The sequence below is a fragment of the Methylobacillus gramineus genome (genome assembly GCF_020532675.1).
In the GTDB taxonomy this organism is placed as follows: Bacteria; Pseudomonadota; Gammaproteobacteria; order Burkholderiales; family Methylophilaceae; genus Methylobacillus; species Methylobacillus gramineus.
Genome location: NZ_JAJAVE010000001.1, coordinates 854,661 through 880,098 on the forward strand (window position 1 = coordinate 854,661; position 25,438 = coordinate 880,098).

27 protein-coding genes are annotated in these 25,438 nt (G+C 50.8%); 6 read left to right on the forward strand and 21 right to left on the reverse strand.

Annotation, left to right across the window (positions count from 1 at the left end):
• Window positions 1-6: 6 nt before the first annotated feature.
• The 5 genes from fabD to LG201_RS03965 all read right to left on the reverse strand — a co-directional run bounded on the left by fabD (window position 7) and on the right by LG201_RS03965 (window position 3,836).
• Entirely contained in the window at window positions 7-936 is a 930-nt protein-coding gene (gene fabD, locus LG201_RS03945) for an ACP S-malonyltransferase (RefSeq protein WP_226770868.1), read from the reverse strand.
• 24 nt (window positions 937-960) lie between these two features.
• Window positions 961-1,914, reverse strand: a complete 954-nt coding sequence (locus LG201_RS03950; RefSeq protein ID WP_226770869.1) for a beta-ketoacyl-ACP synthase III — start codon at window positions 1,912-1,914, stop codon at window positions 961-963.
• Window positions 1,911-2,990: a phosphate acyltransferase PlsX gene (gene plsX, locus LG201_RS03955; RefSeq protein WP_226770870.1), complete on the reverse strand. Its 1,080-nt coding sequence runs from the start codon at window positions 2,988-2,990 to the stop codon at window positions 1,911-1,913. The genes LG201_RS03950 and plsX overlap by 4 nt, the downstream gene beginning before the upstream one ends.
• A gap of 73 nt (window positions 2,991-3,063) precedes the next feature.
• Window positions 3,064-3,243, reverse strand: a complete 180-nt coding sequence (gene rpmF, locus LG201_RS03960; RefSeq protein ID WP_226770871.1) for a 50S ribosomal protein L32 — start codon at window positions 3,241-3,243, stop codon at window positions 3,064-3,066.
• 17 nt (window positions 3,244-3,260) lie between these two features.
• Window positions 3,261-3,836, reverse strand: coding sequence for a YceD family protein (locus LG201_RS03965; RefSeq protein WP_226770872.1), 576 nt, complete (start codon window positions 3,834-3,836; stop codon window positions 3,261-3,263).
• Window positions 3,837-3,859: 23 nt separating this feature from the next.
• On the opposite strand from LG201_RS03965, the gene LG201_RS03970 reads away from it, so the two are divergent.
• The 5 genes from LG201_RS03970 to LG201_RS03990 all read left to right on the forward strand — a co-directional run bounded on the left by LG201_RS03970 (window position 3,860) and on the right by LG201_RS03990 (window position 10,030).
• The gene (locus tag LG201_RS03970) at window positions 3,860-5,278 is read left to right on the forward strand and encodes an acetyl-CoA carboxylase biotin carboxylase subunit (RefSeq protein WP_226770873.1); all 1,419 of its coding nucleotides are present in this window, start codon (window positions 3,860-3,862) and stop codon (window positions 5,276-5,278) included.
• 35 nt (window positions 5,279-5,313) lie between these two features.
• Entirely contained in the window at window positions 5,314-7,164 is a 1,851-nt protein-coding gene (oadA, locus tag LG201_RS03975; RefSeq protein WP_226770874.1) for a sodium-extruding oxaloacetate decarboxylase subunit alpha, read from the forward strand.
• A 108-nt stretch (window positions 7,165-7,272) separates the two neighbouring features.
• A complete protein-coding gene (locus LG201_RS03980) occupies window positions 7,273-7,857 on the forward strand; it encodes a Maf family nucleotide pyrophosphatase (RefSeq protein ID WP_226770875.1) in 585 nt (194 codons plus the stop codon).
• Between the two features lie 29 nt (window positions 7,858-7,886).
• Window positions 7,887-9,323: a DUF4139 domain-containing protein gene (locus LG201_RS03985; protein ID WP_226770876.1), complete on the forward strand. Its 1,437-nt coding sequence runs from the start codon at window positions 7,887-7,889 to the stop codon at window positions 9,321-9,323.
• Window positions 9,320-10,030: an SAM-dependent methyltransferase gene (locus LG201_RS03990; protein WP_226770877.1), complete on the forward strand. Its 711-nt coding sequence runs from the start codon at window positions 9,320-9,322 to the stop codon at window positions 10,028-10,030. The genes LG201_RS03985 and LG201_RS03990 overlap by 4 nt, the downstream gene beginning before the upstream one ends.
• A 50-nt stretch (window positions 10,031-10,080) precedes the next feature.
• Here the strand turns inward: LG201_RS03990 and rnhB are convergent, their stop codons facing one another.
• From rnhB to LG201_RS04070, 16 genes are all read right to left on the reverse strand, one after another.
• Window positions 10,081-10,656: a ribonuclease HII gene (gene rnhB, locus LG201_RS03995; protein WP_226770878.1), complete on the reverse strand. Its 576-nt coding sequence runs from the start codon at window positions 10,654-10,656 to the stop codon at window positions 10,081-10,083.
• Window positions 10,653-11,789 (reverse strand): lipid-A-disaccharide synthase, encoded by a 1,137-nt coding sequence (gene lpxB / locus LG201_RS04000; RefSeq protein WP_226770879.1) that lies wholly within the window; start codon window positions 11,787-11,789, stop codon window positions 10,653-10,655. Before lpxB ends, rnhB begins: the two co-directional genes overlap by 4 nt.
• Window positions 11,790-11,803: 14 nt before the next feature.
• Window positions 11,804-12,586, reverse strand: coding sequence for an acyl-ACP--UDP-N-acetylglucosamine O-acyltransferase (gene lpxA, locus LG201_RS04005; protein ID WP_226770880.1), 783 nt, complete (start codon window positions 12,584-12,586; stop codon window positions 11,804-11,806).
• Between the two features lie 2 nt (window positions 12,587-12,588).
• Window positions 12,589-13,050: a 3-hydroxyacyl-ACP dehydratase FabZ gene (fabZ, locus tag LG201_RS04010; protein WP_226770881.1), complete on the reverse strand. Its 462-nt coding sequence runs from the start codon at window positions 13,048-13,050 to the stop codon at window positions 12,589-12,591.
• A gap of 25 nt (window positions 13,051-13,075) precedes the next feature.
• Window positions 13,076-14,149 carry a UDP-3-O-(3-hydroxymyristoyl)glucosamine N-acyltransferase gene (gene lpxD, locus LG201_RS04015; RefSeq protein WP_226770882.1) on the reverse strand — a complete coding sequence of 358 codons (1,074 nt, stop codon included), beginning with the start codon at window positions 14,147-14,149 and terminating at the stop codon, window positions 13,076-13,078.
• Between the two features lie 22 nt (window positions 14,150-14,171).
• A complete protein-coding gene (locus LG201_RS04020) occupies window positions 14,172-14,675 on the reverse strand; it encodes an OmpH family outer membrane protein (protein WP_226770883.1) in 504 nt (167 codons plus the stop codon).
• 62 nt (window positions 14,676-14,737) lie between these two features.
• Entirely contained in the window at window positions 14,738-17,068 is a 2,331-nt protein-coding gene (gene bamA, locus LG201_RS04025; protein ID WP_404809710.1) for an outer membrane protein assembly factor BamA, read from the reverse strand.
• Between the two features lie 17 nt (window positions 17,069-17,085).
• A complete protein-coding gene (rseP, locus tag LG201_RS04030; RefSeq protein WP_226770885.1) occupies window positions 17,086-18,459 on the reverse strand; it encodes an RIP metalloprotease RseP in 1,374 nt (457 codons plus the stop codon).
• Entirely contained in the window at window positions 18,453-19,631 is a 1,179-nt protein-coding gene (gene ispC, locus LG201_RS04035) for a 1-deoxy-D-xylulose-5-phosphate reductoisomerase (RefSeq protein WP_226771918.1), read from the reverse strand. Before ispC ends, rseP begins: the two co-directional genes overlap by 7 nt.
• 8 nt (window positions 19,632-19,639) lie before the next feature.
• Window positions 19,640-20,467 (reverse strand): phosphatidate cytidylyltransferase, encoded by an 828-nt coding sequence (locus LG201_RS04040; RefSeq protein WP_226770886.1) that lies wholly within the window; start codon window positions 20,465-20,467, stop codon window positions 19,640-19,642.
• Between the two features lie 2 nt (window positions 20,468-20,469).
• Complete coding sequence (locus LG201_RS04045) at window positions 20,470-21,222, reverse strand: isoprenyl transferase (RefSeq protein WP_226770887.1); 753 nt, start codon at window positions 21,220-21,222, stop codon at window positions 20,470-20,472.
• A gap of 57 nt (window positions 21,223-21,279) precedes the next feature.
• Window positions 21,280-21,837, reverse strand: coding sequence for a ribosome recycling factor (frr, locus tag LG201_RS04050; RefSeq protein ID WP_226770888.1), 558 nt, complete (start codon window positions 21,835-21,837; stop codon window positions 21,280-21,282).
• Window positions 21,838-21,869: 32 nt separating this feature from the next.
• Window positions 21,870-22,586 (reverse strand): UMP kinase, encoded by a 717-nt coding sequence (gene pyrH / locus LG201_RS04055; RefSeq protein ID WP_226770889.1) that lies wholly within the window; start codon window positions 22,584-22,586, stop codon window positions 21,870-21,872.
• Between the two features lie 102 nt (window positions 22,587-22,688).
• Window positions 22,689-23,564: a translation elongation factor Ts gene (gene tsf / locus LG201_RS04060; RefSeq protein ID WP_226770890.1), complete on the reverse strand. Its 876-nt coding sequence runs from the start codon at window positions 23,562-23,564 to the stop codon at window positions 22,689-22,691.
• Window positions 23,565-23,650: 86 nt separating this feature from the next.
• Entirely contained in the window at window positions 23,651-24,400 is a 750-nt protein-coding gene (rpsB, locus tag LG201_RS04065; protein ID WP_226770891.1) for a 30S ribosomal protein S2, read from the reverse strand.
• Between the two features lie 19 nt (window positions 24,401-24,419).
• Window positions 24,420-24,569 carry a hypothetical protein gene (locus tag LG201_RS04070; protein ID WP_226770892.1) on the reverse strand — a complete coding sequence of 50 codons (150 nt, stop codon included), beginning with the start codon at window positions 24,567-24,569 and terminating at the stop codon, window positions 24,420-24,422.
• 52 nt (window positions 24,570-24,621) lie between these two features.
• Between LG201_RS04070 and map the strand changes: the two genes are divergently transcribed.
• Window positions 24,622-25,434 carry a type I methionyl aminopeptidase gene (gene map, locus LG201_RS04075; protein ID WP_226770893.1) on the forward strand — a complete coding sequence of 271 codons (813 nt, stop codon included), beginning with the start codon at window positions 24,622-24,624 and terminating at the stop codon, window positions 25,432-25,434.
• The last annotated feature ends 4 nt before the right edge of the window (window positions 25,435-25,438 follow it).

Here is a 25,438-nt window from a genome sequence, read left to right on the forward strand (position 1 = left end):
GTTCTCCTAACTATTAAATTGTGCGTGCGCTTCCGCCAGCGCTTCCTGGCTGATCAATGCCAGGCAAGATAGCTCAACACCTGAGCGCTTCACCAGGCCAGCCAATACTTTTCCTGGGCCACACTCAGCACTTGCCGTCACACCTGAGGCATGAACTGCCTGTACAGTTTCCACCCAGCGCACTGGATTGTAGAGCTGGCGCACTAGTGCATCCTTGATCTTGTCTGCATCATCATAAGCCGCGACATCGGCATTATGCAGCACTGGGATTTGGCCTGCAGCAAAGGAAAGATCGCGTAAATACCCTTGCAGCTCAACGGCAGCTGGCTTCATGAGCGCACAATGCGATGGCACGCTGACCGGCAGCAGCAAGGCGCGTTTCGCGCCCTTTGCCTTGGCAACCTCAATACCACGTTCAACTGCAGCCCTATGGCCTGCAATCACCACTTGTCCGGGAGAGTTCAGATTCACAGCTTCAAGCACATCGCCCTGCGCCGCTTCGACACAGGCCGCGCGCACCATATCATCATCAAGGCCCAATACAGCCGCCATTGCACCAACACCCTCACCCACAGCGCCCTGCATCACTTCTGCGCGATACCGCACCAAAGGCAACGCAACGTCATAAGATATAATGCCTGCCGCTACCAGTGCAGTATATTCACCCAGACTGTGTCCAGCCAGCACGGTGGGAATTGCCCCCCCTTGAGCCTGCCATGCACGCCAAGTAGCAACACCGGCTGCCAGCATCAAAGGTTGTGTATTGGTTGTCAGATTGAGCACTTCATTGGGCTCGGTGGCCATATGCCAGAAATCGACGCCAAGAATATCAGACGCCTCAACAAAGGTATCCTTGATAACCGCAAGGTCACCAAACCCCTGCATCATGCCTACAGACTGAGATCCCTGACCGGGAAAGAAGAATGCAAAATTCATAGAAGGTCTTCTTTATGAAAGAAATTAATATTTGAGCAGCACGGAGCCCCAGGTGAACCCACCACCAAATGCTTCCATCAATACGGTTTCACCACGCTTGATACGACCGTCGCGCACCGCAACATCCAGCGCCAATGGCACCGAGGCAGCAGAGGTGTTCCCATGTTTATCCACGGTTACCACCACCCGATTCATATCCATACCCAATTTCTTCGCGGTGGACTGCAAGATACGAATATTGGCCTGGTGTGGCACCAGCCAGTCTATATCTGACTTTTCCATCCCATTGGCCGCCAGGGTTTCGTCTACGATTGCATCTAGGGTGTTCACCGCAATCTTGAAGACTGCGTTACCTTCCATATAAATGGTTTTCTCGCCATCCCGTTCGGACACACCACTGGGGACGTTGAGCAATTTGGCATAACTACCATCGGCATGCAGATGCGTAGAAATAATGCCCTGCTCTTCACTGGCTTGCAGCACAACAGCACCGGCACCATCCCCCCAGAGAATACAGTTTCCGCGATCGGTCCAGTCGGTGATGCGGGACATGGTTTCGGCACCAACTACCAAGACATTACGGGCCGCGCCATTGCGAATAAAATTATCTGCGGTAGCAATTGCATAAATAAAGCCACTGCATACGGCTTGTATATCAAAGGCAGGCGCTCCAGAGTTGCCGAGTTTTTTCTGCAGCAAACAGGCTGTACTCGGGAACACACGATCTGGCGTTGTCGTCGCAACAATAATCAGATCCAGATCAGTTGCTGCAATGCCTGCTGCCTGCAATGCATGCTGAGAGGCATGCAATGCAAGATCACTGGTAAATTCATTGTCCGCTGCAATATGACGCTCACGGATGCCAGTACGCGTGAATATCCATTCGTCTGTAGTATCGACCATGCGCTCCAGATCGGCATTGGTCAGGATTTTTTCTGGCAGGTAACTTCCAGTACCAGCGATACGTGAATAGGTCATAAGCTTTCTTTCACTGCCACGTCAGCTGTCGCGCTATCAGCCACAATAGTTGCATGCTCCACCGGTGGTTTCAGATGTTCAATTTCCAGTTGCTTGGTAATACGGCCCAAAACACCGCTACGCGACTCTTCAGAGGCAGCGGAGATGGCGTATTGAAAAGCCAGGTTGTCTGCACCGCCATGACTCTTGACGACCACACCGCGCAAGCCAAGGAAAGTGGCACCATTGTAACGGCGCGGATCCAGCCTGCGCTTGAAAGCCTTCAGCACTGGCATCGCAAACAGGGCCATCAACTTTGTTAACCAGCTACGCTTGAATTCCTGGGTCAGAAAGCGATTAACCATCTGCGCCAGACCTTCAGAGGTCTTGAGCGCAACATTACCGACAAAACCATCACACACCACGACATCCGTCGTACCCTTGTAGATATCGTTACCCTCGACGTTACCGTAGAAGTTGAGGTGACTGGCACGTAATAACTCACCCGCCTGCTTGACCACCTCATTACCCTTGATATCTTCAGATCCGATATTCAACAGACCTACGGTGGGACGTTCTTTATGCTCGACACAAGACACCAGCATGGCCCCCATAATGGCAAACTGTAATAGCTGCTCGGGGGTGCAATCTGCATTTGCCCCAAGGTCCAGCATATAGGTAGTGCCCTTCTGGGTCGGCAATATGCCGGCAATAGCGGGACGGTCAATCCCTGGCAGGGTTTTCAGCACGAATCTGGCTGTGGCCATCAGGGCGCCAGTATTACCGGCACTGACACAGGCGTTGGCTTCACCACTCTTGACAAGATTGATGGCAACACGCATGGAGGAATCTTTTTTGTTCTTGAGTGCGCTTTGCGGTGATTCATCCATGGAAACGACTTCACTCGCATGATGGATACGCAGGCGCGGGCTGACGGAAGCATCGTTAGCGGCAAGCTCTGCCTCTATCACGTCCTTCAATCCAACCAGAACAATGTTTAATTGGCTATCTTGCTTGATAGCGTTGAGCGCAGCGGGAACGGTGACATGAGGACCATGATCTCCACCCATCGCGTCAATAGCAACAGTTATATCCATGCTCACAATCGGACGTTAAATACAAAAGCGCCAGCCATAAAGGCTGGCGCATATGCCTGCAACAACAGGGGAATTACTCACCCTTGGCTGGTAATACCTTACGACCACGGTAGTAGCCATTTGGGCTAATGTGGTGACGCAGGTGAGTTTCGCCTGTAGTAGGCTCAACAGCCAGTGCTGGGTTAGTCAGAAAATCGTGTGAACGATGCATGCCACGCTTGGATGGTGACTTTTTATTTTGTTGAACGGCCATAATTTACTCCTAATGAACTAATCGTTTTGGCTTTTGCCAGTTTTAAGACCTTTTAAAACAGCAAAAGGGCTCGGTTTCTTTAATTCAACCCTGCCCGTTCCTCCACAAACACTTTCTTCATGCTTGGGGGCCAGAGGCAAAGCTAGCAATATCTCGTCTTCTACCAGGTCTATGATCTGTAGTTGCGCTTCCGCAACCAGATAGTCCACCTCGTCGTCATACTCTTCTGAATCTGGCGACTGAATCGCGTTCTCGTTGCTGACTATAATAAAATCAACATCAAGATCAAGCGCATACTCAAATGAATCCAGGCAACGCTGACACGTCAGCGTCAATACCGATCGCACATTAAGATGTAACGTCGGCCTGCCCTGCGCATCGACCTTGCCGATCAAGTCAATATCTACCGCACCATCAGAGGACGCCAGATATTCACCCAAGCGAGAAAATCGCAAGAGCGGGAGTATATCATGAAACTCGAGTGCTTTTCTCGCAAACTCGAGGCTATTAATAACGGGTACGTTGATTGCTTGTGCAGTCATAAGGCGCGCATGATATAATTTATGGGTTTCCGTGTCAAAAATCAGCATCATTTTTTCAGGTTTAGGTTTACTCCGTGATCAAAAAAATTCTAATTGCCAATCGTGGCGAAATCGCCGTGCGTATTGTCCGCGCCTGCTCCGAGATGGGCATCAAGTCGGTGGCAATATATGCGGATGCAGATCGCCATGCATTGCACGTCAAAAAAGCTGATGAAGCTTACAACATAGGTTCAGACCCTGTATTGGGATACCTAAATGCACACAATATAGTCAATCTTGCGGTTGCCTCGGGCTGTGATGCACTACATCCGGGCTATGGATTTCTGTCAGAGAATCCAGAGCTGGCAGAAATTTGTGCCCGTCGAGGCATCAAATTCATAGGTCCTGATGCCAAAGTCATCCGCCAGATGGGAGATAAAATCCAGGCACGTACTGCCATGATCAAGGCGGGCATTCCATGCGTGCCTGGCAGTGAAGGCAACTTGGCCGACCTGGAAGAAGCACGCAAGTTGGCTGGCAAGATCGGCTACCCGGTGATGCTGAAAGCAACCAATGGTGGTGGTGGCCGCGGCATACGCCGCTGTAACGATGAAAAAGAATTGCTCGGCAATTATGACCGCGTGATTTCCGAAGCCAGCAAGGCATTTGGCAAACCAGAAGTATTTCTCGAAAAATGCGTGGTTAACCCACGCCATATAGAAGTACAAATTCTGGCCGACAGCCATGGCAATGTGATTCACCTGTTTGAGCGCGACTGCTCCATCCAGCGCCGTAACCAGAAACTGATTGAGATTGCCCCATCACCTCAGCTGAGCAAGGCACAGCGTGAATATATAGGCAATCTGGCAGTCAAGGCGGCCAAGGCGGTTGGTTACAAGAATGCTGGCACCGTCGAATTCCTGCTGGATTCGGACAATAACTTCTATTTCATGGAAATGAATACCCGTCTCCAGGTCGAACATACCGTGACCGAGTCTATTACCGGGATTGATATCGTCCAGGAACAGATTCGTGTTGCTGATGGTCAACGTCTGCAATACAAGCAGGCCGAGGTGCAGTATCGTGGATTTGCCATGGAATTCCGCATTAATGCAGAAGATCCCAAGAATGACTTCCTGCCTAGTTTCGGTAAGATTACGCGTTACTATTCCCCTGGCGGCCCCGGGGTTCGTATGGACGCCGCCATGTATAGCGGTTACGTCATTCCACCTTACTATGATTCCATGTGCGCCAAGCTGACCGTTTGGGCCTTGAACTGGGAAAGCGTGGTTGAGCGTGGTCGACGCGCACTGAACGACACGGTCGTCTATGGTGTAAAAACCACCATCCCTTATTATCAGGAAATTCTTAAGCATCCGGATTTCCGTGCCGCAAAGTTTGATACAAGCTTTGTAGAGGCACACCCTGAGCTTGCCAACTATGCAACAGAATTCCCCCGGGAACTGATTGCTGCGGCAATTTCTGCTGCAATAGCTGCCCACGAGGGTATCTGAGGCTTACATTAACACCTTGAAGTGGTAAAAAGATTATGGCAAAAGTACATGTAACAGACGTAGTTCTTCGTGATGGTCACCAGTCGCTGATTGCGACACGCATGCGCACTGACGATATGCTGCCCATTTGCTCCCAACTTGATTCCGTTGGTTTCTGGTCGCTTGAAGCCTGGGGTGGTGCCACCTTTGATGCCTGCGTGCGCTATCTGCGTGAAGATCCCTGGGAACGCCTGAAAAAGCTGCGCAAGGCCTTGCCTAACAGTCGCATTCAGATGTTGCTACGTGGACAAAACCTGCTTGGCTATCGTCATTACTCTGATGATGTCGTTCGTGCCTTTGTGCAGAAGTCAGCCGACAACGGCATAGACGTTTTCCGCATTTTTGACGCCATGAATGACATGCGCAACCTCAAGGTTTCGATTGAGGCGGTCAAAGCGGTTGGCAAGCATGCAGAAGGCACCATTAGCTATACCACCAGCCCTGTGCATGACATTCCTTACTTCGTTAACCTAGCGAAGGAACTGGAAAGCTTCGGCTGTGACACGATTGCCATCAAGGACATGGCCAGCCTGCTGACACCGCAGGTGACAGGCGATCTGGTCAAGGCGATACGCGCTGAAACCAGCCTGCCGATCCACCTGCATGCGCATGCAACCTCAGGCCTGGCAAGCATGTCCATCCTACGTGCCGTAGACAATGGTGTATCCATTGTCGATGGTTGCATTTCCTCGTTTGCCGAAGGTGCGAGCCTGCCTACTACAGAAAGCATTGTGGCGGCACTCAAAGGTACCGAGTACGACACCGGCCTGGATATCGCCCTGCTACAGGAAATCTCTGCTTATTTCCGTGAAGTACGCAAAAAGTATTGGCAATTTGAAAGTGATTTCACTGGTGTCGATACCCGCGTCTTAGTGAATCAGGTGCCAGGCGGCATGATCTCAAACCTGTCCAACCAGCTCAAGGAGCAAGGTGCTCTTGACCGCATGGATGAAGTACTGGATGAAATTCCACGTGTTCGTGAAGACTTGGGCTTTCCTCCACTGGTGACGCCCACTTCCCAGATCGTCGGCACTCAGGCGGTACTCAATGTCATGACGGGGGCCCGTTACAAATCGGTCACCAATGAAGTGAAGAACTACTTGCTGGGTCATTATGGCAAGTCGCCTTCAACAGTCAACGCTGATGTACGCAGTCTTGCAGTAGGCAATGCCAATGTGATTGATTGCCGCCCTGCCGATTTGCTACACGCTGAACTGGACAAGTTGCGCAATGAAGTTGAGGGTCTGGCCAAGAGTGAAGAGGACGTGTTGACGTATGCCATGTTCCCCGACCTTGCCAAGACCTTCCTGCAAGAGCGCAATGCAGGCAGCCTGAAGCCTGAAGCCTTGTTAAGCAAGGATGCGGTCACGACCAGTGCATCTCGTTACGCGCCTAGCGAATTCAATGTCACATTGCATGGTGAAACATTCCATATCAAGCTCACTGGCAGTGGTCACCATGGTGAAGAACAACGTCCTTTCTATGTGTCCGTAGATGGCGTTGCCGAAGAAGTGGTTGTCGAAACCCTGAGTGAAATTGAAGTGTCTGGTGCCCAAAATGGTAATAGCGAAAGCAAGAAAAAGTCCAGCAGTTCCAGCAATGGCAGCGGTCGCCCCCGCCCTTCCCACCCTGGCTGCGTTACAACCGCCATGCCAGGCACTATTGTCGATGTGAAGGTGAATGTCGGGGATAAGGTAAGTGCTGGAGATGCCGTACTGGTGATTGAAGCCATGAAGATGGAAAACGAAATCCAGGCCTCAAAAACAGGGGTTGTGGTTGCCATCCACGTCAAGAAGGGTGATACCGTCACCCCTGATGAAGCGCTACTGGAAATTCAACCTGACTAAACCACCCCTCGTGCTTTAATCAAGATAAAAAGCCGGCCTCGTCCGGCTTTTTATCGTTTACGATGACGTTAACTCCCTACGTTTCACTCAGCATTCTAGAACTCAGCCATGGACAACTACCGCCTTATTCTTGCTTCATCTTCGACCTATCGAAGTGAGTTGCTGCATAGATTACAACTGCCATTTACCAGCATCTCACCCGAAGTGGATGAAACGCCACTCTCGAATGAGCGACCGGAACAAACCGCCCTGCGTCTGGCACAAGTCAAAGCCAGAAAAGTCGGTGAAACAAATCCCGACAGCCTGACCATAGGCTGCGACCAGGTAGCGACCATCGATGGCCAGCAACTTGGCAAACCGATGACGCATGACAATGCGGTACGCCAGCTACAGCTCATGCGTGGACGTAGCGTGATCTTTCATAGTGCGCTCTGCCTCTACAATACAGCGACTGCTAATATGCAGGCAGAAGTTGTCCCTTATACTGTGAACTTTCGTCAGCTCAGCGATCAACAAATTGAGAACTATCTGCAGCGAGAACAGCCTTATGACTGCGCAGGTAGCGCAAAGTCTGAAGGACTGGGTATTGCCATCATTGCTTCCATGCATGGCGATGACCCCAATGCACTGATAGGCCTGCCGCTGATCCGTTTGGTCAGCATGCTGGAAAATGAAGGAATTAGCGTGCTTTAACAAGGCGCCAATCATAAAGGAAATCAACCATGTTCAAGCGTACCGCTCTTGCTTGTAGCTTAATCGCCGTATTCAACCAGCCCTTGCAGGCCGCTGAAACAGAGGAAATCCGCAGCACATTGCAAGACCAGCAGAGCATTGCAGTCACCATCTATAATGGCGATCTGGCGCTAGTCAAGGATCAACGCAAGGTGCAACTGAAAGCAGGACTCAACAGCCTGGCCCTGCGCGATGTCAGTGCACAGATCATGCCTGAGACCGCCTTGTTGCGCAGCCTGAATGGCTCCCTGCAAACGCTGGAACAGAACTTTGATTACGATTTACTGAGCCCCGACAAGCTGCTAGAAAAATACGTAGGACAAACCGTGGAGGTGATTAAGGTGAATCCTGCCACCGGTGCGGAGAGCAGCGAACAGGCACAGGTGCTGGCAGCCAACAATGGCACCGTACTCAAGATAGGCAATCGTATAGAAACCGGCATCCCTGGCCGTATTGCCTATCCTGATGTGCCCGCCAATTTGCGTGATCGTCCCACCCTGGTCGTACAGCTGCAGAACAAGAGCACAGGCACACAGAATATAGAACTGAGCTACCTCACTGGTGGCCTGGGCTGGAAGGCAGACTATGTGGCTGAACTTAACCCGGCTGAAGACAAACTGGACTTATCAGGCTGGGTCACGCTGTCTAACACTAGTGGCACCAGCTACCGCAATGCCAAGCTCCAATTGGTGGCTGGCGATGTTAACCGCGTACAAGCGCCTCGCACTATACCCATGGCAGCCATGCGCAAAAATGAGTTGATGATGACAGATGCAGCCCCCATGGCTGAAGAGTCCCTGCTGGAGTATCACTTATATAGTCTGGACAGACCCACCACCATAGCCGAGAACCAGAGCAAACAAGTAACCTTGCTTTCTGCCACAGCGGTGCCTGTACGCAAAGAGTTGGTGTTGCGTGGAGCCAATTATTACTACCAGTCCAGCCAAGGTGACCTCGGTCAAAAGCTGAAAGTGGGCGTATTCATTGAGTTCGATAACAAGGAAAGTGCCAAACTAGGGTTGCCGCTACCCAAGGGCATCATGCGGGTCTATAAGAAAGACAGCCAAGGCAATGCCCAGTTTGTCGGCGAGGACAATATCGACCACACAGCGAAAAATGAAACCGTCAGGCTTAAACTGGGGGAGGCGTTTGACGTCACTGCTGACAAAAAGCAGACTGACTTCAAAAAGCTGCCGAATCCGGCCAAAGGTAACAGCCAATTTGAAAGCGCTTATGAAATTGTGCTGAAAAATGCCAAGAAAGAAGCGGTCACTGTCAATGTGCTAGAGCCCATCCCCGGCGATTGGAAAATTCTCCAGCAAAGCCATCAAAGCAAAAAAGCCAGCAGCAATACAGCCAGCTGGAGTATCAGCATTCCAGCAGAAAGTACCACAACGTTAACTTACAGGGTGCAGGTGAAATATTGAGCTACGGTACTTTATACCTGATTCCGGTCACACTGGGCGCAGACAATATTAATCAGGTGATACCTCCTGATGTAGTTGCGCTGGCGCAGAAACTCGACACTTTTGTGGTGGAAAACGAGAAAACCGCCAGGCACTTCCTCAGTACGATCAAACCGCTCAAACCGATACGTGAGCTGGAATTACTGTTGCTGAACGAACATACCACCGATAAAGACCTACCCGCCTTGCTACAACCTTTACTGGCAGGCAAGGATGTTGGCTTGATGTCAGAAGCAGGTTGCCCGGGCATTGCAGACCCCGGTGCAAAGCTCGCAGCACTGGCACACAGGCATCAGGTGCGAGTGGCGCCTTTGGTAGGCCCCTCTTCCATTCTGCTGGCACTGATGGGATCAGGCTTCAACGGCCAGCGCTTTGCATTCCTGGGTTACATCCCTAGTGACAAGCAAGCTCGAGTACTCAGGTTGAAAGAAATAGAACGCCACTCACAGAAACAGGGTGAAACACAGATTTTCATAGAAACGCCCTATCGCAACCAGCATTTACTGGAAGATATCCTGGCACAATGCCAGCCGGAGACACGGCTGTGCATCGCGCGCAATATCAGCCTGCCATCGGAATTGATTGTGAGTAAAAGCATCAAGGATTGGAAAAAATCCGAGCTCCCAGAGCTGCATAAACAGCCCACGGTTTTTCTATTGCAGGCCTAAATCAAGCCCAATGCAAAAAGATAAGCTGGCATAAAACAAAGCACGCTGCGCTATAAACCAAGTACTCGCCTCACCGGCGCATAACTGCGCCTGTGTATCTCGGATGCCCCATGTTCAGCCAGCAATTTAAGATGTTGGGCGGTAGGGTAGCCTTTGTGTTTGGCAAAGTCGTATTGTGGATACATGGCATGCATCTGATACATTTCATGATCACGTGCGGTTTTGGCTAGAATGGAAGCAGCAGAAATTTCCTTCACCTTGCTATCCCCTTTCACTATCCCCTGGGCTGGAATACTGATGTTAGGACAATGCAGCCCATCCACGAGCACCTGGCCTGGTACTATGCTTAATTGCTCGATCGCGCGCTTCATCGCCAATAGACTGGCTTGCAGGATATTGATCTCATCAATTTCAACAGCGCTACACGAGGCAATCGCCCAGGCCAGCGCATTTTCCTTGATCTGAATCGCCAAGTGCTCCCGCTTTTTCTCTGATATCACTTTGGAGTCAGCCAGGCCAAGAATAGGCTTAGATGGATTCAATATTACAGCCGCAGCATAGACAGCACCAGCCAGAGGGCCGCGCCCTGCCTCATCCACGCCACAGATGATCAGCGTTGTGCTCATCGTATGAAAGACAGGACGGCTTGTGCCGCTTTTTCTTCCGTATTCTGGCGCAGACTTTCATGAATGCGCGTAAATTCAGCGCGTATATCCGCCATCATGGTTTTGTCATTGACCATTTTGAGTGTGGTAGCCGCCAGATTTTCCGGAATGGCGTCATGCTGCAGTAACTCCGGCACGACGAAACGACCAGCCAGTACATTGGGCAAGCCGACATAGGGCAAATAATTCATACGCTTCATTATCTGCCAGCTCAAATTGGGCATCCGGTAAGTAATCACCATCGGGCGCTTGAGCAGGGCCGCTTCCAGGGTCGCGGTGCCCGAGGCAACAACGACTGCGTCCGCAGCCTCCATCGCCAGATGCGCATGCCCGAACAATATCTTCAGAGGCAGCTCATAGGCGTGATTGGCATAGATCGCTTTTTCAAATATCTCGCGGGTTTCTCGGGTGATGAGTGGTACCAGAAACTGTACATCTGGCCTTTCCTCGGCAATAAGCTGGGCAGATTTTACGTAAAGATCCGCCAACTGCTGCACTTCACTCTGGCGACTTCCTGGCAGCATGGCAATCACCAGGGTGTCCGGCTTGATCTTGAGATGTTCGCGCGCACCTATGGTATCTGGTTCCATTGGCAGTATATCCGCCAATGGATGCCCGACATAAGACACGGAAACGCCAGCATCCTGGTATAACTCGGGCTCAAAAGGAAATAATGCCAGCATGTGCGACACGGCCTGCTGAATCTTCTTCATGCGCCCCCTACGCCAGGCCCAGATCGATGGGCTGACATAATGTATGGTGCGGATCCCGTTCTTTTTGAGCTTACGCTCCAGGGCAAAGTTGAAGTCTGGCGCATCGATGCCAATGAAGACATCGGGCGGATTTTTCAGGAAATGCTGTAGTACCTGCTTTCGTATTTTCAACAGGCCGGGCAAATGACGCAGCACTTCAACATAGCCGCGTACAGAAAGCCGCTCCATCGGGAACAGGGACTCAGCACCTTCAGAGATCATTTTGGGGCCGGCGATACCGACAAACTTCAGATCAGGGCGCTGCTTCTTGAGCGCCCGAATCAAATGGCTACCGAGTAAATCGCCCGAGGCTTCGCCCGCGACAATGCCTATGGTTGGCATATTGCAACCGCGCGCTAGCGGACTATGCCGCGAGTGGAATGGTTGAGGAATTCAACCAGAATATCGAGCTCTGGCGCATTTTTTTGCTGCTCTGCCAGCTTAGCCTTGGCTTCTTCCAGCGTCAGGCCATTGCGATACAAGGTCTTATAGGCACGCTTAATCTGCAGGATATTGTCTGCAGTGAATCCACGGCGTTTAAGGCCTTCAGAATTGATGCCGTGTGGCTTGGCGTCATATCCGGCCGCAGTAACATAAGGCGGGATATCCTTGAATACCACGGAGCCCACTGCCGTAATGACATGCGAGCCTATCTGACAGAACTGGTGTATCAGTGTAAATCCACCCAGAATGGCATGATCGTGCACATCCACGTGCCCGGCCAATGAAGAGTTATTGGCAAAAATCGTGTGATTGCCTACCTGACAGTCATGGGCAATGTGTACATAGGCCATGATCCAGTTATGATTGCCTATCTTGGTCGTGCCTTTATCCTGCACGGTACCGCGATTGAAGGTACAGAACTCACGAATGGTGTTGCCATCGCCAATCTCCAGCAGCGTAGGCTCGTCCTTGAATTTTTTATCCTGCGGCACTTCTCCCAGCGATGAATACTGGAATATCTGATTATTCTTGCCTATGGTGGTGGGGCCCTTGATCACCACATGACTGGCTACACGGGTTCCCGCATCAATGCGCACACCAGGGCCAATGATGGTGAAAGGCCCGACTTCTACGCTGGAATCCAGCTCTGCCTTGGCATCTACAATGGCGCTAGGATGAATCTTTGGTTCTGCCATGCTCAATCAATCGCCTTCAAGATACACATCATCTCTGCCTCAGCGACGATAACATCGTCCACCAATGCTTGCCCCTTATATTTCCAGATACCGCGCAAAACGCGATCTATACTGACCTTGAGAATAAGCTGATCACCAGGAGACACAGGCTTCTTGAAACGTACATTGTCCATACCGGCAAAATAGTAGACGGATTTGTCATTGGGCTTGGTATCCATGGTCTTGAAAGACAGGATAGCCGCTGCCTGCGCCATCGCTTCCACAATCAGCACACCAGGCATGACTGGATGGTAAGGAAAATGGCCTGGAAAAAATGGTTCATTGATGGTGACGTTCTTGACTGCCACAATCTCTTTATTCAACTCCAGCGAAAGCACACGATCCACCAATACAAAAGGATAGCGGTGTGGCAGGTAATTCAGTATTTCATGAATATCCATGCTCGTAGAGGCTTGTTCAGTCATGGCTTTTCTCGTTTCTCAACATCAATTATTGTTTGCTTGCTTGATCTGCTAGCTTGCTATCCAGTAAAACCGGTTGCAGTGTGGACAGCTGTTTTTCCAGCTGCTTGACACGGTCTGCCAAATCTCCCAATCGACGAATTCCGGCTGCCGTTTTCAGCCAGTCGTCATGCGCCTGGAATGGCATTAGGGCAGTATAGGTATCTGCCTTGTTCAGGGAGCGTGTAATCATACTCCCTGGAGATACCGTCACGCCATCAGCGATTTCCAGATGCCCCAGTATCATGGCTGCACCGCCAATACGGCAGTGCTTGCCCAATATGGCACTTCCTGCAATACCAACACAGCCTGCGATGACGCTATGCGCCCCTATGCGGCAGTTATGTCCTATCTGCACCAGGTTATCAATCTTGGTACCTTGCTCAATGATGGTGTCATCCAGCGCACCACGATCTATGCTGGTGTTAGCGCCAATATCCACATCATCTTCAATGATGACACGTCCCACCTGGGGTATCTTGACCCAGCGCCCATTATCCGGGGCATAGCCAAAACCATCTCCACCGATCACGCTACCGGAAAATATATTACAGCGATTGCCTATCTGGCAGTGATGATAGATGGTGACATTGGCCTGCAATACGCAGTGGTCGCCAATCTGTACGCCCTCACCGATAACGGTGCCCGCGTGTACCACCACTTTCTCGCCCAATACCACACCTGCGGCAATGACGACATTCGCCATAATCGTGCAGCTCGCGGGAATCTTGGCACTCGCATCAATTACAGCAGAAGCGTTTATCCCTGGCTGATAGGCTGGTACTGGATTCAATAACTCGGATACCCTGGCAAAGTACGCATAGGGATTATCCGTCATGATACAGGGCAAATCAGTACCAGCACGATGCTCCTGCTTGAGAATCACCGCGCTGGCCTTGGTCACTGCCAATACTGACTGGTATTTGGAATCGGTAAGAAAACTGATATGTCCAGCTTGGGCATTAGCCAGCGAGGCGACACGGCTAATCAGGACATCATCCGGACCAGCCACTTCCCCTCCTAGCTTGCCCACGATCTCCCGCAGGGAATAGGTCATGCTCATGAAACCAGCTTAACTTTACAGCTTACTTCTTGCCCAGAGACTTCAATACCTTGTCGGTGATATCAATTTTCTTGTTGGCATAAGCCACACCACCGTACACCACCAAATCATAGCCTTCTGCTTCAGACACTGTCGTCACGGCCTTGTTGATCCTGTCCTGCAACACGCCAAGTTCTTCGTTCTTACGCAGATTTACGTCTTCACGCAGCTCACGCTGTTTGCGCTGAAACTCAATCTTGAGATTGGACGCATCGCGCTCCTTGTTGCGGCGATCAGTTTCCGAGATGGTCAGGCTATCCTTGTCCAGTGCGGTTTCCAGATCCTTGATCTGCTTCTGCAGACGATCAAGTTCTGTTGTGCGTGGACCAAACTCCCTTTCCAGCTTCTTGCCGCTTTCAGCCGTTTGTGGTGCTTCCTGCAAGATCTTGTCAACCTGCACATAGCCGATCTTCAGTTCAGCTGCCTGGGTATTTGCAGCCAATGACAACACACTTGCTACCAACAGACTCTTTAACAACTTATTCAATTGACTTCTCCTGACATTCACTCAATGCTGCTTAGATATAAATTACTTAATAGAACAAATATTTAGAACTGGGAACCCATCTGGAATTGCAGAACCTGAGTCCTATCCTCTTCTTGCTTGTTCAGCGGCTTGGCTAACACCAGCTTAATCGGGCCAAAAGGTGAGAGCCAGCTTACGCCCAGACCTGTTGAATAGCGAATATCGCTCAAGCTAGTAGAGTAAGGTTGACCCAACTCATTGATACCATCACCCGCAATCGAGCCTGCATCCACAAACGCACTTAAACGCAGTGCGTTGTTATCCTTCATGCCTGGAATAGGGAAATACAACTCGGCATTCCCCAGAAGACGCTTGGTACCGCCGGCAGCAAAATCTCGATATCCACTACCGGTTGTATCATAAATCCGTGGGCCAATCGAACTTTGCTCGTAGCCACGTACCGAGTTTACGCCACCTGCGTAGAAATTCTTGAAGAATGGGTAATCTTTATCGCCATAGGTATTGCCATAGCCAATTTCCCCATTCAGCATAAAGGTCACATTCTTGCTGATGTCCTTATACCATGAGTGCTTATATTCCAGCTTATAGTATTGCAAATCCAGCCCTGGGAGACCGACCTCTGTACTGATGCGCTGGAACACGCCCTTATTGGGGAACATGATATTGTCACGCGTATCGTGTGCCCATCCCAGCGTGGCAAACCATGAAGTATTGCTACAACCGGAACTTTCCCCTGAATTGCTGCAATACCGGCGGAACTGCGGTGGGCTATTCGTGCTTAGCTCAACATCGGTAAAGTCAAACGTCAGGCCTGCACTCACAGAGTCACGCTCATTGAGCGGCATGCCGAAGTTGACACCTGCACCATATGATGAAGTTTTATAGTCACCAGTACGTAAGCGGGTGGTATCCACATCACGGCGGTAGACATTAAAACCACGGCTAACGCCATCCGGCGTGAAATAAGGATCGGTATAGCTCAAGGAATACACGGTATTGATACGGCCGGTATTGACCTGAGCGGCTACGCGATTACCGGTACCGAGGAAGTTATTCTGGTTTACCGTCACACCCAGCACCACACCTTCAAAGCTGGACAGACCCGCACCAAACATGACGCTACCAGTAGATCGCTCAGTCACGTTGATATTCAAGTCGACCTGGTCAGTCGTCCCTGGAACGGCCGGTGTTTCCACATTCACATCAGAGAAAAACTGCAAGCGCTCCAGACGCTGTTTGGAGCGCTCTATCTTGTCTGCCCCATACCATGCTGATTCCAGCTGACGCATTTCACGACGCAATACTTCATCGCGCGTGCGGGTATTACCGGTCAGGTTGATACGGCGTACATAGACTCGGCGGCCCGGATCAATAAAGAAAGTAAAGGCAACCGTATGGTTGTCCTTATTGACTTCCGGTACAGCATTCACGTTTGAAAAAGCATATCCATCATTGCCCAGGCGATCATTAATCGCCTTGCTGGACTCAGTCACACGCTGACGATTGAATATCTCACCGGGCGCGACTGAAATCAGGTTGCGTGCTTCGGTTTCAGGGATCAACATTTCCCCCGCCATCTTGACGTCGGTGACCGTATACTTTTCACCCTCAGTGACATTGACCGTAATGTAGATATCACGCTTGTCAGGAGTAATCGATACCTGGGTTGAGTCAATATTGAACTCCAGATACCCCTGGTTCATGTAAAAAGAACGCAAGGCTTCCAAGTCAGCAGTGAGCTTTTGCTTGGAATATTGATCATTTTTATTCCACCACGTCAGCCAGTTAGGCGTGGTCAGCGTGAGTTTTTCCAGCAGCTGTTCTTGGGTAAATTCAGTATTGCCTACAATATTGATATTGCGAATTTTGGAAACAGCACCTTCTTCAATATCAAAACGTACCCCTACGCGGTTACGTTCTAGCGGGCTGACGGATGTCTTGACGGAAGCGCCATACTTACCTTGAGACAAATACTGGCGCTTGATTTCCTGTTCAGCCCTATCCAGCATGGACTGGTCAAAAATCAGGCCTTCTGCCAAGCCGATCTGCTTGAGGCCATCTTTCATCTTGTCGCTGGGGAAAGATTTATTGCCATTAAAAGTGATCTGGGCAATCGCAGAGCGCTCTTGCACCATCACCACCAGGATGCCGTTATCCGACTCAATACGCACATCCTTGAAAAAGCCTGTGCCATAGAGTGATTTAATCGCCTGTGTGGCTTTCTCATCGGTCATGGTGTCACCTACACGGACGGGCAGGTAGTTAAAGACCGTACCGGCTTCAGTACGTTGCAGGCCTTCAACCCGTATATCCTTGACGACAAATGGATCCTGGGCCAGAGCTGAAGTCGAATAAAGTCCGAGAATCAGTAGCGGGATATGTTTAAGCTTCATGCCAAACTTCATTAAGATCAACCTGTTATAAACCTGGTAAAGTCATTGTAAAAAGCCACTGCCATCAGCAACGCCAAAATCGTCAATCCTATGCGCTGCCCCGCCTCCATTACGGCCTCGGAAACCGGACTGCCCTTGAAAATCTCTATCACATAATACAACAAATGCCCCCCATCCAACACTGGCACAGGCAACAGATTTAACACGCCAAGGCTGATGCTGATCAATGCCAAGAAGCCAATGAACGACTTCCAGCCGATATGTGCACTTTGCCCCGCATAGCTTGCAATGGTGACCGGGCCGCTGACGCCCTTCCAGGAAGCCTCTCCCGTCACCATGCGGGCCAGCATCTTGATACTGAATATGGAGGTTTCCCATGTCTTGTTGGCAGCCTGGGTAAAGGATTGTAAAGGTCCATAACTGACCAAGACTGTCATTCTGTTGATTTCAGCCTGATCCATCGCATAACCAGCCCCAATACGGCCAATCTTCTTGCCTCCGTCATCCACCGTATCCGGCGTCACCGTCGACTGCATATTCTGCCCATCACGCTGCAATTCCAGCTTTAAGGCCTGGCCAGGCTGCTCGCGCACCTGGGTCACGAACTGCTCCCACTCACTGATCGCTGTGCCATTGAGGCTCACCACTAGGTCTCCCGTCTTGAGTCCGGCTTTTTCTGCCGCGCTATCTTTCAAGATATCACCCAGCTTGGCTGGCATGGCAGGGCGATAAGGTGCCAGGCCAAGCTTTGTCAGGAAGTCCTGTTCAAAATCATCCTTGCCTATACTGTCCAGTGCCAGCTGATGCACGCTGTCCTGCTGCGCATCATCCTTGACATGTACCTCGACCACCGGCGTCTTGATCACCTCTTGCAGCAATATCCAGCGGACATCCTGCCAGCTGGCAACAGGTTCGCCAGCGACAGTTTGAATCAACTGGCCAGCCTGGAACCCAGCTTTGGCTGCAGGTGTATCAACAGGAATCTCGCCAAGTAAAGGCTTGATCCCGGTCACACCCTGCATGAACAATATCCAATAGAGGAAAATTGCCAGCAACAGGTTAGCTGCTGGCCCGGCAGAGACAATAGCGATACGCTTCCAGACTGACTGGCGATTGAAAGCGCGTGGCAAATCAGCGTGATCAATCGTGACCTTCTCGCCTTCCAACAACTCACGTTCATCCAGCATTTTGACGTAGCCGCCAAAAGGCAAAACGGAAATGACAAACTCGGTGTTATCCTTGCCAAAACGCTTCCTGTATAAAGGTTTGCCAAACCCCAGAGAGAACCTCAGGACCTTGACATTACACCAACGCGCCACCTGGAAGTGTCCATACTCATGCACGGCAATCAATATGCCGAGCGTGACAATAAATGCGAGTACGGTCAGCATGCTTCGAGTTGTCTCCATTCGGTTGCAGTGGCACGAGCAAGCTCATCCACTGCCACCAGTTGTTCCAGTGAATTGACTGGTTCTATCTTCATTGATCCCAGCACGGATTCGATCAGGCGCGGAATATCAAGGAAGCCTATATTGCCATTTAGGAAAGCATCGACTGCCACTTCATTCGCCGCATTGAGTATGGCGGGCGCGGTACCGCCTTGCTTGAGCGCATCAAACGCCAGCCTTAAACAGGGAAAACGTGCCGTGTCTGGCAGTTCAAAGTCGAGCCTGGCCACCTTGAACAAGTCTAGTGCAGCTACCCCACCATCCAGGCGTTGGGGATAGCCCAGTCCATAGGCAATCGGTGTACGCATATCCGGGTTGCCCATTTGCGCAAGCACTGAACCATCCACATATTCCACCATGGAGTGAATCACGCTTTGCGGATGTACCACTACTTCGATTTTCTCTGCTGGAGCATTGAATAGCCAGTGCGCCTCTATCACCTCCAGCCCTTTGTTCATAAGGGTGGCAGAGTCAATCGTGATCTTGGGGCCCATCACCCAATTGGGATGGTTGAGCGCCTGGGCTGGCGTTACCGCAAGCAGCTCGGCATTGCTGGCTTTACGAAACGGCCCGCCAGAGGCAGTGAGCAGAATACGCCTTACGCCACCATCCTCAAGGTGAGCCAGCCGCTGCGGAGGCATGACCTGGAAAATAGCATTATGCTCACTGTCTATCGGCAACAGGGTAGCACCACCCTGCTCAACAGCATGCATAAACAAGCTGCCTGCCATTACCAGGGTTTCCTTGTTGGCCAGCAGGATACGCTTACCGGCATGGGCAGCCGCCATGGCTGGTTTTAGGCCAGCAGCGCCTACAATCGCCGCCATGACGATATCCACCTCAGCATGCGCAGAAACGTCTTCCAGCGCTGCGAGGCCAGACAACACTGTGGTATCGGTGCCTTGCAACCTTAGATGTAACTTCTCGGCCGCCGTCTCGTCTAGCATCACCGCGAACCGCGGCTTGAACTTAAGGCAAAGCGCTGCGAGCTCATCAACACGCGAGTGCGCTGTCAGCGCAAATACGCGAAACTGCTCAGCGTGGCGTGAAATCACGTCTAGGGTATTCAGTCCTATAGTGCCTGTGGCGCCCAGGATAGTGACATATTTAGGCATGGGTTTGATCACGCGGAATGCATCCATGCTTGATAATAAAGTGGAAAATAAATAAAGAATGCGGCCAATGGCAAACTGGCTGCGAGCCCATCGACACGATCCAGGATACCGCCATGACCGGGCAATAGGTGTCCACTATCCTTGACTCCCGCCTGGCGCTTTATCAGTGACTCAATCAAGTCACCCATGATGCTAAGTACTGTCATCCCCCACAATCCTACAATCAGCCAGAAACTGATGTTGAAAGACAGGCATAGCGCAACTCCATAAAGACTCACCACTAACCACGCCCCTAGCACCCCTTCCCAGGTTTTGCCAGGACTGATATTGATGGCTAGCTTGCGCTTGCCAAAACGTTTGCCAGCAAAATAGGCAGCACTGTCCGCAATCCATACCGCCAGCATGAGCCCTAGCAACAACCAGGGGCTGATGCCGCGTAGACTAATTAGCGCAAGCCATAAGGGAATGATGATCAGCCAACCTGCCATCATCATCAGATAGGCATTCTTGATATGCGCACGGGTTGCTAGCCAGACAGGCACGAGAATGACCCAGAAAATGCTGGCAGAGAGCAGCCCCCAGTAAACACTGTATTCCTGCATAAAGGCATTTTCCGGCCCGCGCCAGAACGTAAGGAACACTCCGCCTACCATGGCCGCGGCAACGTACAGGTAACGGACTGTCAACTTGAACTGGGCCATGCCGGACCACTCCCACAACCCTATTCCTGCACCAGCCAGCATAAGCAAAGACCAATAAGGATCAGGAAGGAGAAATAATACGGCAAGAAAAAGCGGGATCAGGACAGCCGCTGTCAGCAGACGAGTTTTCAACATAGCTAGTTACTCACCAACTGTTCGCTGGTACGACCAAAACGACGTTCACGCTGCTGATAGGACTCAATCGCCAGCTTGAAAGCAGCCGCATCAAAATCAGGCCACAGCGTTTCAGTGAAGTAGAGTTCACTATAGGCTAATTGCCATAGCAGGAAATTACTGATGCGCTGCTCGCCACCTGTGCGGATAAACAGATCAGGCTCGGGCGCGTAATGCATGCTGAGATAGGCGGACAGGTCTTCTTCCGTAAAGCTGTTGACCAAATGTGGCTGATCTTGCAACAAGCGCTTCAACGCCTGCATCACATCCCAGCGACCACCATAATTTGCTGCAATGGTCAGTGTCAGACCGTCATTGTCTCTTGTCTCCGCTTCAGCCTCATCAATCTTGGCAGTGAGCGCAGGGTCAAAACGTGAACGATCGCCTATCATGATCAAGCGGATATTATTTTCGGCGAGCTTGCCCACTTCCTGTTGTAGGGCTTCCATGAACAGCCCCATGAGAAAACTCACTTCATCACTGGGACGTCGCCAGTTTTCACTGCTGAATGCAAACAGCGTGAGATATTTCACCCCACTGTTGGCACACAGTTTGACGACTTCACGTACCACCTCAACGCCCCGTTTATGTCCGGCAACGCGAGGAAGGAAGCGTTTTTTTGCCCAGCGGCCATTGCCATCCATAATGACGGCAATGTGCTGGGGGATCTCACCCGTCACAGGTATAGTCTGGGTGGAGCTGGAAAAAAGTGCCACTCAATGCTCCGTGAGATGATTACGATAATGAAAAACAGATGGCAACAAAAGCCGCCATCAAACCGCCATTAATTCTGCTTCTTTGGTTTGCAGCAGCTTGTCGATCTCTGCCACATATTTATCTGTGAGCTTCTGCACTTCATCCTGTGCACGGCGCTCATCATCCTCACTGGCTTCCTTGTCCTTCACCAGCTTTTTCAAGGTATCGTTAGCATCGCGACGTACATTGCGCACGGCCACTTTAGCGTTTTCACTTTCGCCACGTACCACTTTGATCAGATCACGTCTGCGCTCTTCAGTCAGCATAGGCATAGGCACACGAATCATGTCGCCATTGGTGGCAGGGTTCAGTCCAAGATCGGAATCACGAATAGCCTTTTCCACCTTGGCAATCATGGTCTTTTCATAGGCCTGCACGTTCAATGTGCGCGCATCACCCAGGCTGACATTGGCAACCTGGTTCACGGCCACCATAGAGCCATAATACTCAACCATCACATGGTCCAGAAGACCGGTATGTGCGCGGCCAGTACGTACCTTGCTCAAGTCAGTCTTGAGGGCTTCAATCGATTTCTGCATTTTCTGGTCTGCAGTATTTTTTACGTCTTGTATCATTGTTTTCTCCTGCCTGTTGCGAATAGTTAGGGTTAAGGTAAAACCTTGGTACCCTCGTCCTCGCCCATTACGACTCGCTTCAGCGCTCCCTGACGGAAGATGCTGAATACGGATATTGGTAACTTCTGATCCCTGCATAAAGTCAACGCCGTGGCGTCCATGACTTTCAGGTTTTTGATAATCGCCTCATCAAAACTCAATGTCTTGTAGCGCATCGCTTCAGGATTGGTTTTTGGATCATCGGTGTACACGCCATCAACCTTGGTGGCCTTCAATACGATCTCCGCATTGATTTCCATTCCACGCAACGCAGCTGCGGTATCGGTAGTAAAAAATGGATTGCCGGTACCGGCACCAAAAATTACCACACGCCCTTCTTCAAGATAGCGAATTGCTTTGCCGCGGATATAAGGCTCTGCCACCTGCTCAATATTCAATGCAGACTGCACCCGGCTCACCAATCCGATATGACGCATAGCGTCCTGCAAGGCAAGCGCATTCATGACGGTAGCCAACATACCCATGTAATCGGCAGTCGCTCTATCCATGCCTTCGGCCGCTGGCGCTACGCCGCGAAAAATATTGCCGCCACCAATCACCACACCAACCTGCACACCCAGATCTACCACTTCCTTGATTTCCTCAACAATACGGGAAATAGTGGCGCGGTTGATACCGTAGCTATCGTCACCCATCAGGGCTTCACCGGAAAGCTTCAATAAAATACGTTTATAGGCGGGGGTGCTCATGGGGCTCCTTATTCTAGTTGTGCAAAACGTGAATTACCATTGCAGTGATAATTCACGTTCCTGTTATTTCAAGCATGTTCGCAACCAGTGCGATGCAATACTTTAACCTTTGGCAGCAGCAGCTACTTCAGCAGCGAAATCTGTCACAACCTTCTCAATGCCTTCACCTACTGTATACATTGTGAAAGCAGCAACGCTCGCATTTTGTGACTTCAGCAACTGCTCAATAGTCTGCTTGTCATCCTTGACGAAAGGCTGGCTTAACAGTGTGACTTCCTTCAGGAACTTCTGCACGGTACCGTCAGCAATCTTCTCCAGCATTGCTTCTGGCTTACCAGCTTCCTTGGCTTTCTCGATAGCAACACGGCGTTCAGCTTCAATCAGCGCTGGATCAATACCACTGGCATCAAGAGACTTTGGCTTGGCTGCAGCAATATGCATGGCAATATCCTTGCCCAGATTGTCATCACCACCAACCACATCAACCAGAACACCAATCTTGCCACCATGAACATAGCTTACCAGCTTACCCTTTGCAGCGCCGCTGACAAAGCGACGTACGCTGATGTTTTCACCAATCTTGCCCACGAGTTGCGTGCGTACATCTTCTACAGTGCCACCATCAATCGCGAGGTTAGCCAACGCTGCAACATCCGCTGGATTTTGCTTGGCAATCACATCGGCTACATTATTGGTGAATGTCAGGAAGTCCGCATTTTTTGCACAGAAATCAGTTTCGGAGTTCACCTCAACAATCGCGCCAGACTTGCCATCAGAGTCGATACTCACAGCGATGATGCCTTCAGCAGCTACACGACCAGCGGCCTTGCTCGCCTTGTTACCAAAACGTACACGCAGAATTTCTTCTGCACGCGCCAGATCGCCTTCAGCTTCAGTCAGCGCCTTTTTACAGTCCATCATTGGCGCATCAGTACGCTCACGCAATTCCTTTACCATGCTTGCGGTAATTTCAGCCATTTCCTACTCCTTAATCATTGATTTTCCGGCCGTCGGCCGAAATCAGGTACAAAAAAAGGGGGCCAGAGCCCCCTTTCAACAGGGTCTTACTCTGCCGCGGCTTCTTCAACCTCGACAAACTCTTCTTCAGACGCTGCCTTTACGATTTCATTAATGCTATGGCTACGACCTTCCAGAACCGCATCAGCAATACCGCGAGCATACAAGCGGATTGCACGGCTGGAGTCATCGTTACCAGGGATAACGTACGCTACGCCATCAGGGGAGTTGTTAGTATCAACAACACCAATAACAGGGATACCAAGCTTGGCAGCTTCAGTAACGGCACCACTCTCGTGACCAACGTCGATAATGAAAATCGCGTCTGGCAAGCCGCCCATTTCCTTGATACCACCAATAGAACGCTCAAGCTTCTCAACTTCACGCTTGTAGCCCAATGCTTCTTTTTTACCAAACTTGCCCAGGCCGCCTTCTTGCAGCAGCACTTCATACTCATGCAGGCGCTTGATGGATTGCTTGACTGTCTTGAAGTTAGTCAGCATGCCACCCAACCAGCGGTGATTCACATAAGCACAATTAGCACGCTGCGCTTCTTCTTTCACGATGTCACGCGCTTGACGCTTGGTGCCAACGAACATGATACGACCCTTGTTTGCAGCCAGTTGGCGCACATACTTCAATGCATCTTCAAACAGCGGCAGGGTTTTTTCAAGGTTGACGATATGGATTTTGTTACGATCACCAAAGATGTACTCAGCCATCTTGGGATTCCAGTAACGGGTTTGGTGACCAAAGTGGACACCGGCTTCCAGCATTTGACGCATGGTAACGGACATGTTAATTCTCCAGTAAGGGTTATGCTTCCACACGCCCAACAACATCCACCGTGGCGGACACCCTGTACGGGGCATGTGTGCAGATTTGTTTAGTCTGCCGACCATTCGACAGACTACTCACACCGCCCAACAGGAACACTCCTGCCAAACGGGTGCGGTATGCTACCATAAGCACCTGTACGAACTCAAGGAAAACCTGGGCTCAAGCCCTCCAATAGCACATGGCAATTACCATTAAAACCGAAAAAGATATTGAAAAAATGCGCGTAGCTTGCAAGCTCGCGGCTGAAGTTCTGGATTTTATCACGCCGCACATCAAGCCGGGCGTGACCACTGGCAAACTGGATGAGCTTTGCCACGACTATATGGTCAATGTACAAAAAACCATCCCAGCCCCGCTTAACTACGCGCCACATGGACACACCCCTTACCCCAAATCCATCTGCACTTCGGTCAATCACCAGATTTGCCATGGCATTCCGGGCGAGAAAGTATTGAAGGCTGGGGATGTACTCAACATCGATATCACCGTGATCAAGGATGGCTATTATGGTGATACCAGCCGCATGTTCCATGTTGGCGACATCTCCATACAAGCCAAGCGTCTGTCAGATATCACCTATGAATGCATGTGGCTGGGTATAGACCAAATCAAGCCTGGTGCAACCTTGGGCGATATTGGCCACGCCATCCAGACCTATGCAGAGAAAAACGGCTTTAGTGTAGTTCGTGAATTCTGCGGGCATGGCATCGGCAAGAACTTTCATGAAGACCCTCAAGTACTGCATTACGGACAGCCCGGCAAAGGGGCCACGCTTAAAGCGGGGATGATTTTCACTGTAGAACCCATGATCAACGCTGGCAAGCGCGATATCAAGCAACTGGGTGATGGATGGACCATCGTCACCAAAGATCACAGTCTGTCCGCGCAATGGGAACACACCGTACTGGTCACAGAGCAAGGATACGAGGTGCTCACCGTATCTGCAGGCACGCCAGCCACGCCTTCTTTCATCAAACAGGCAAACGCTTAATATC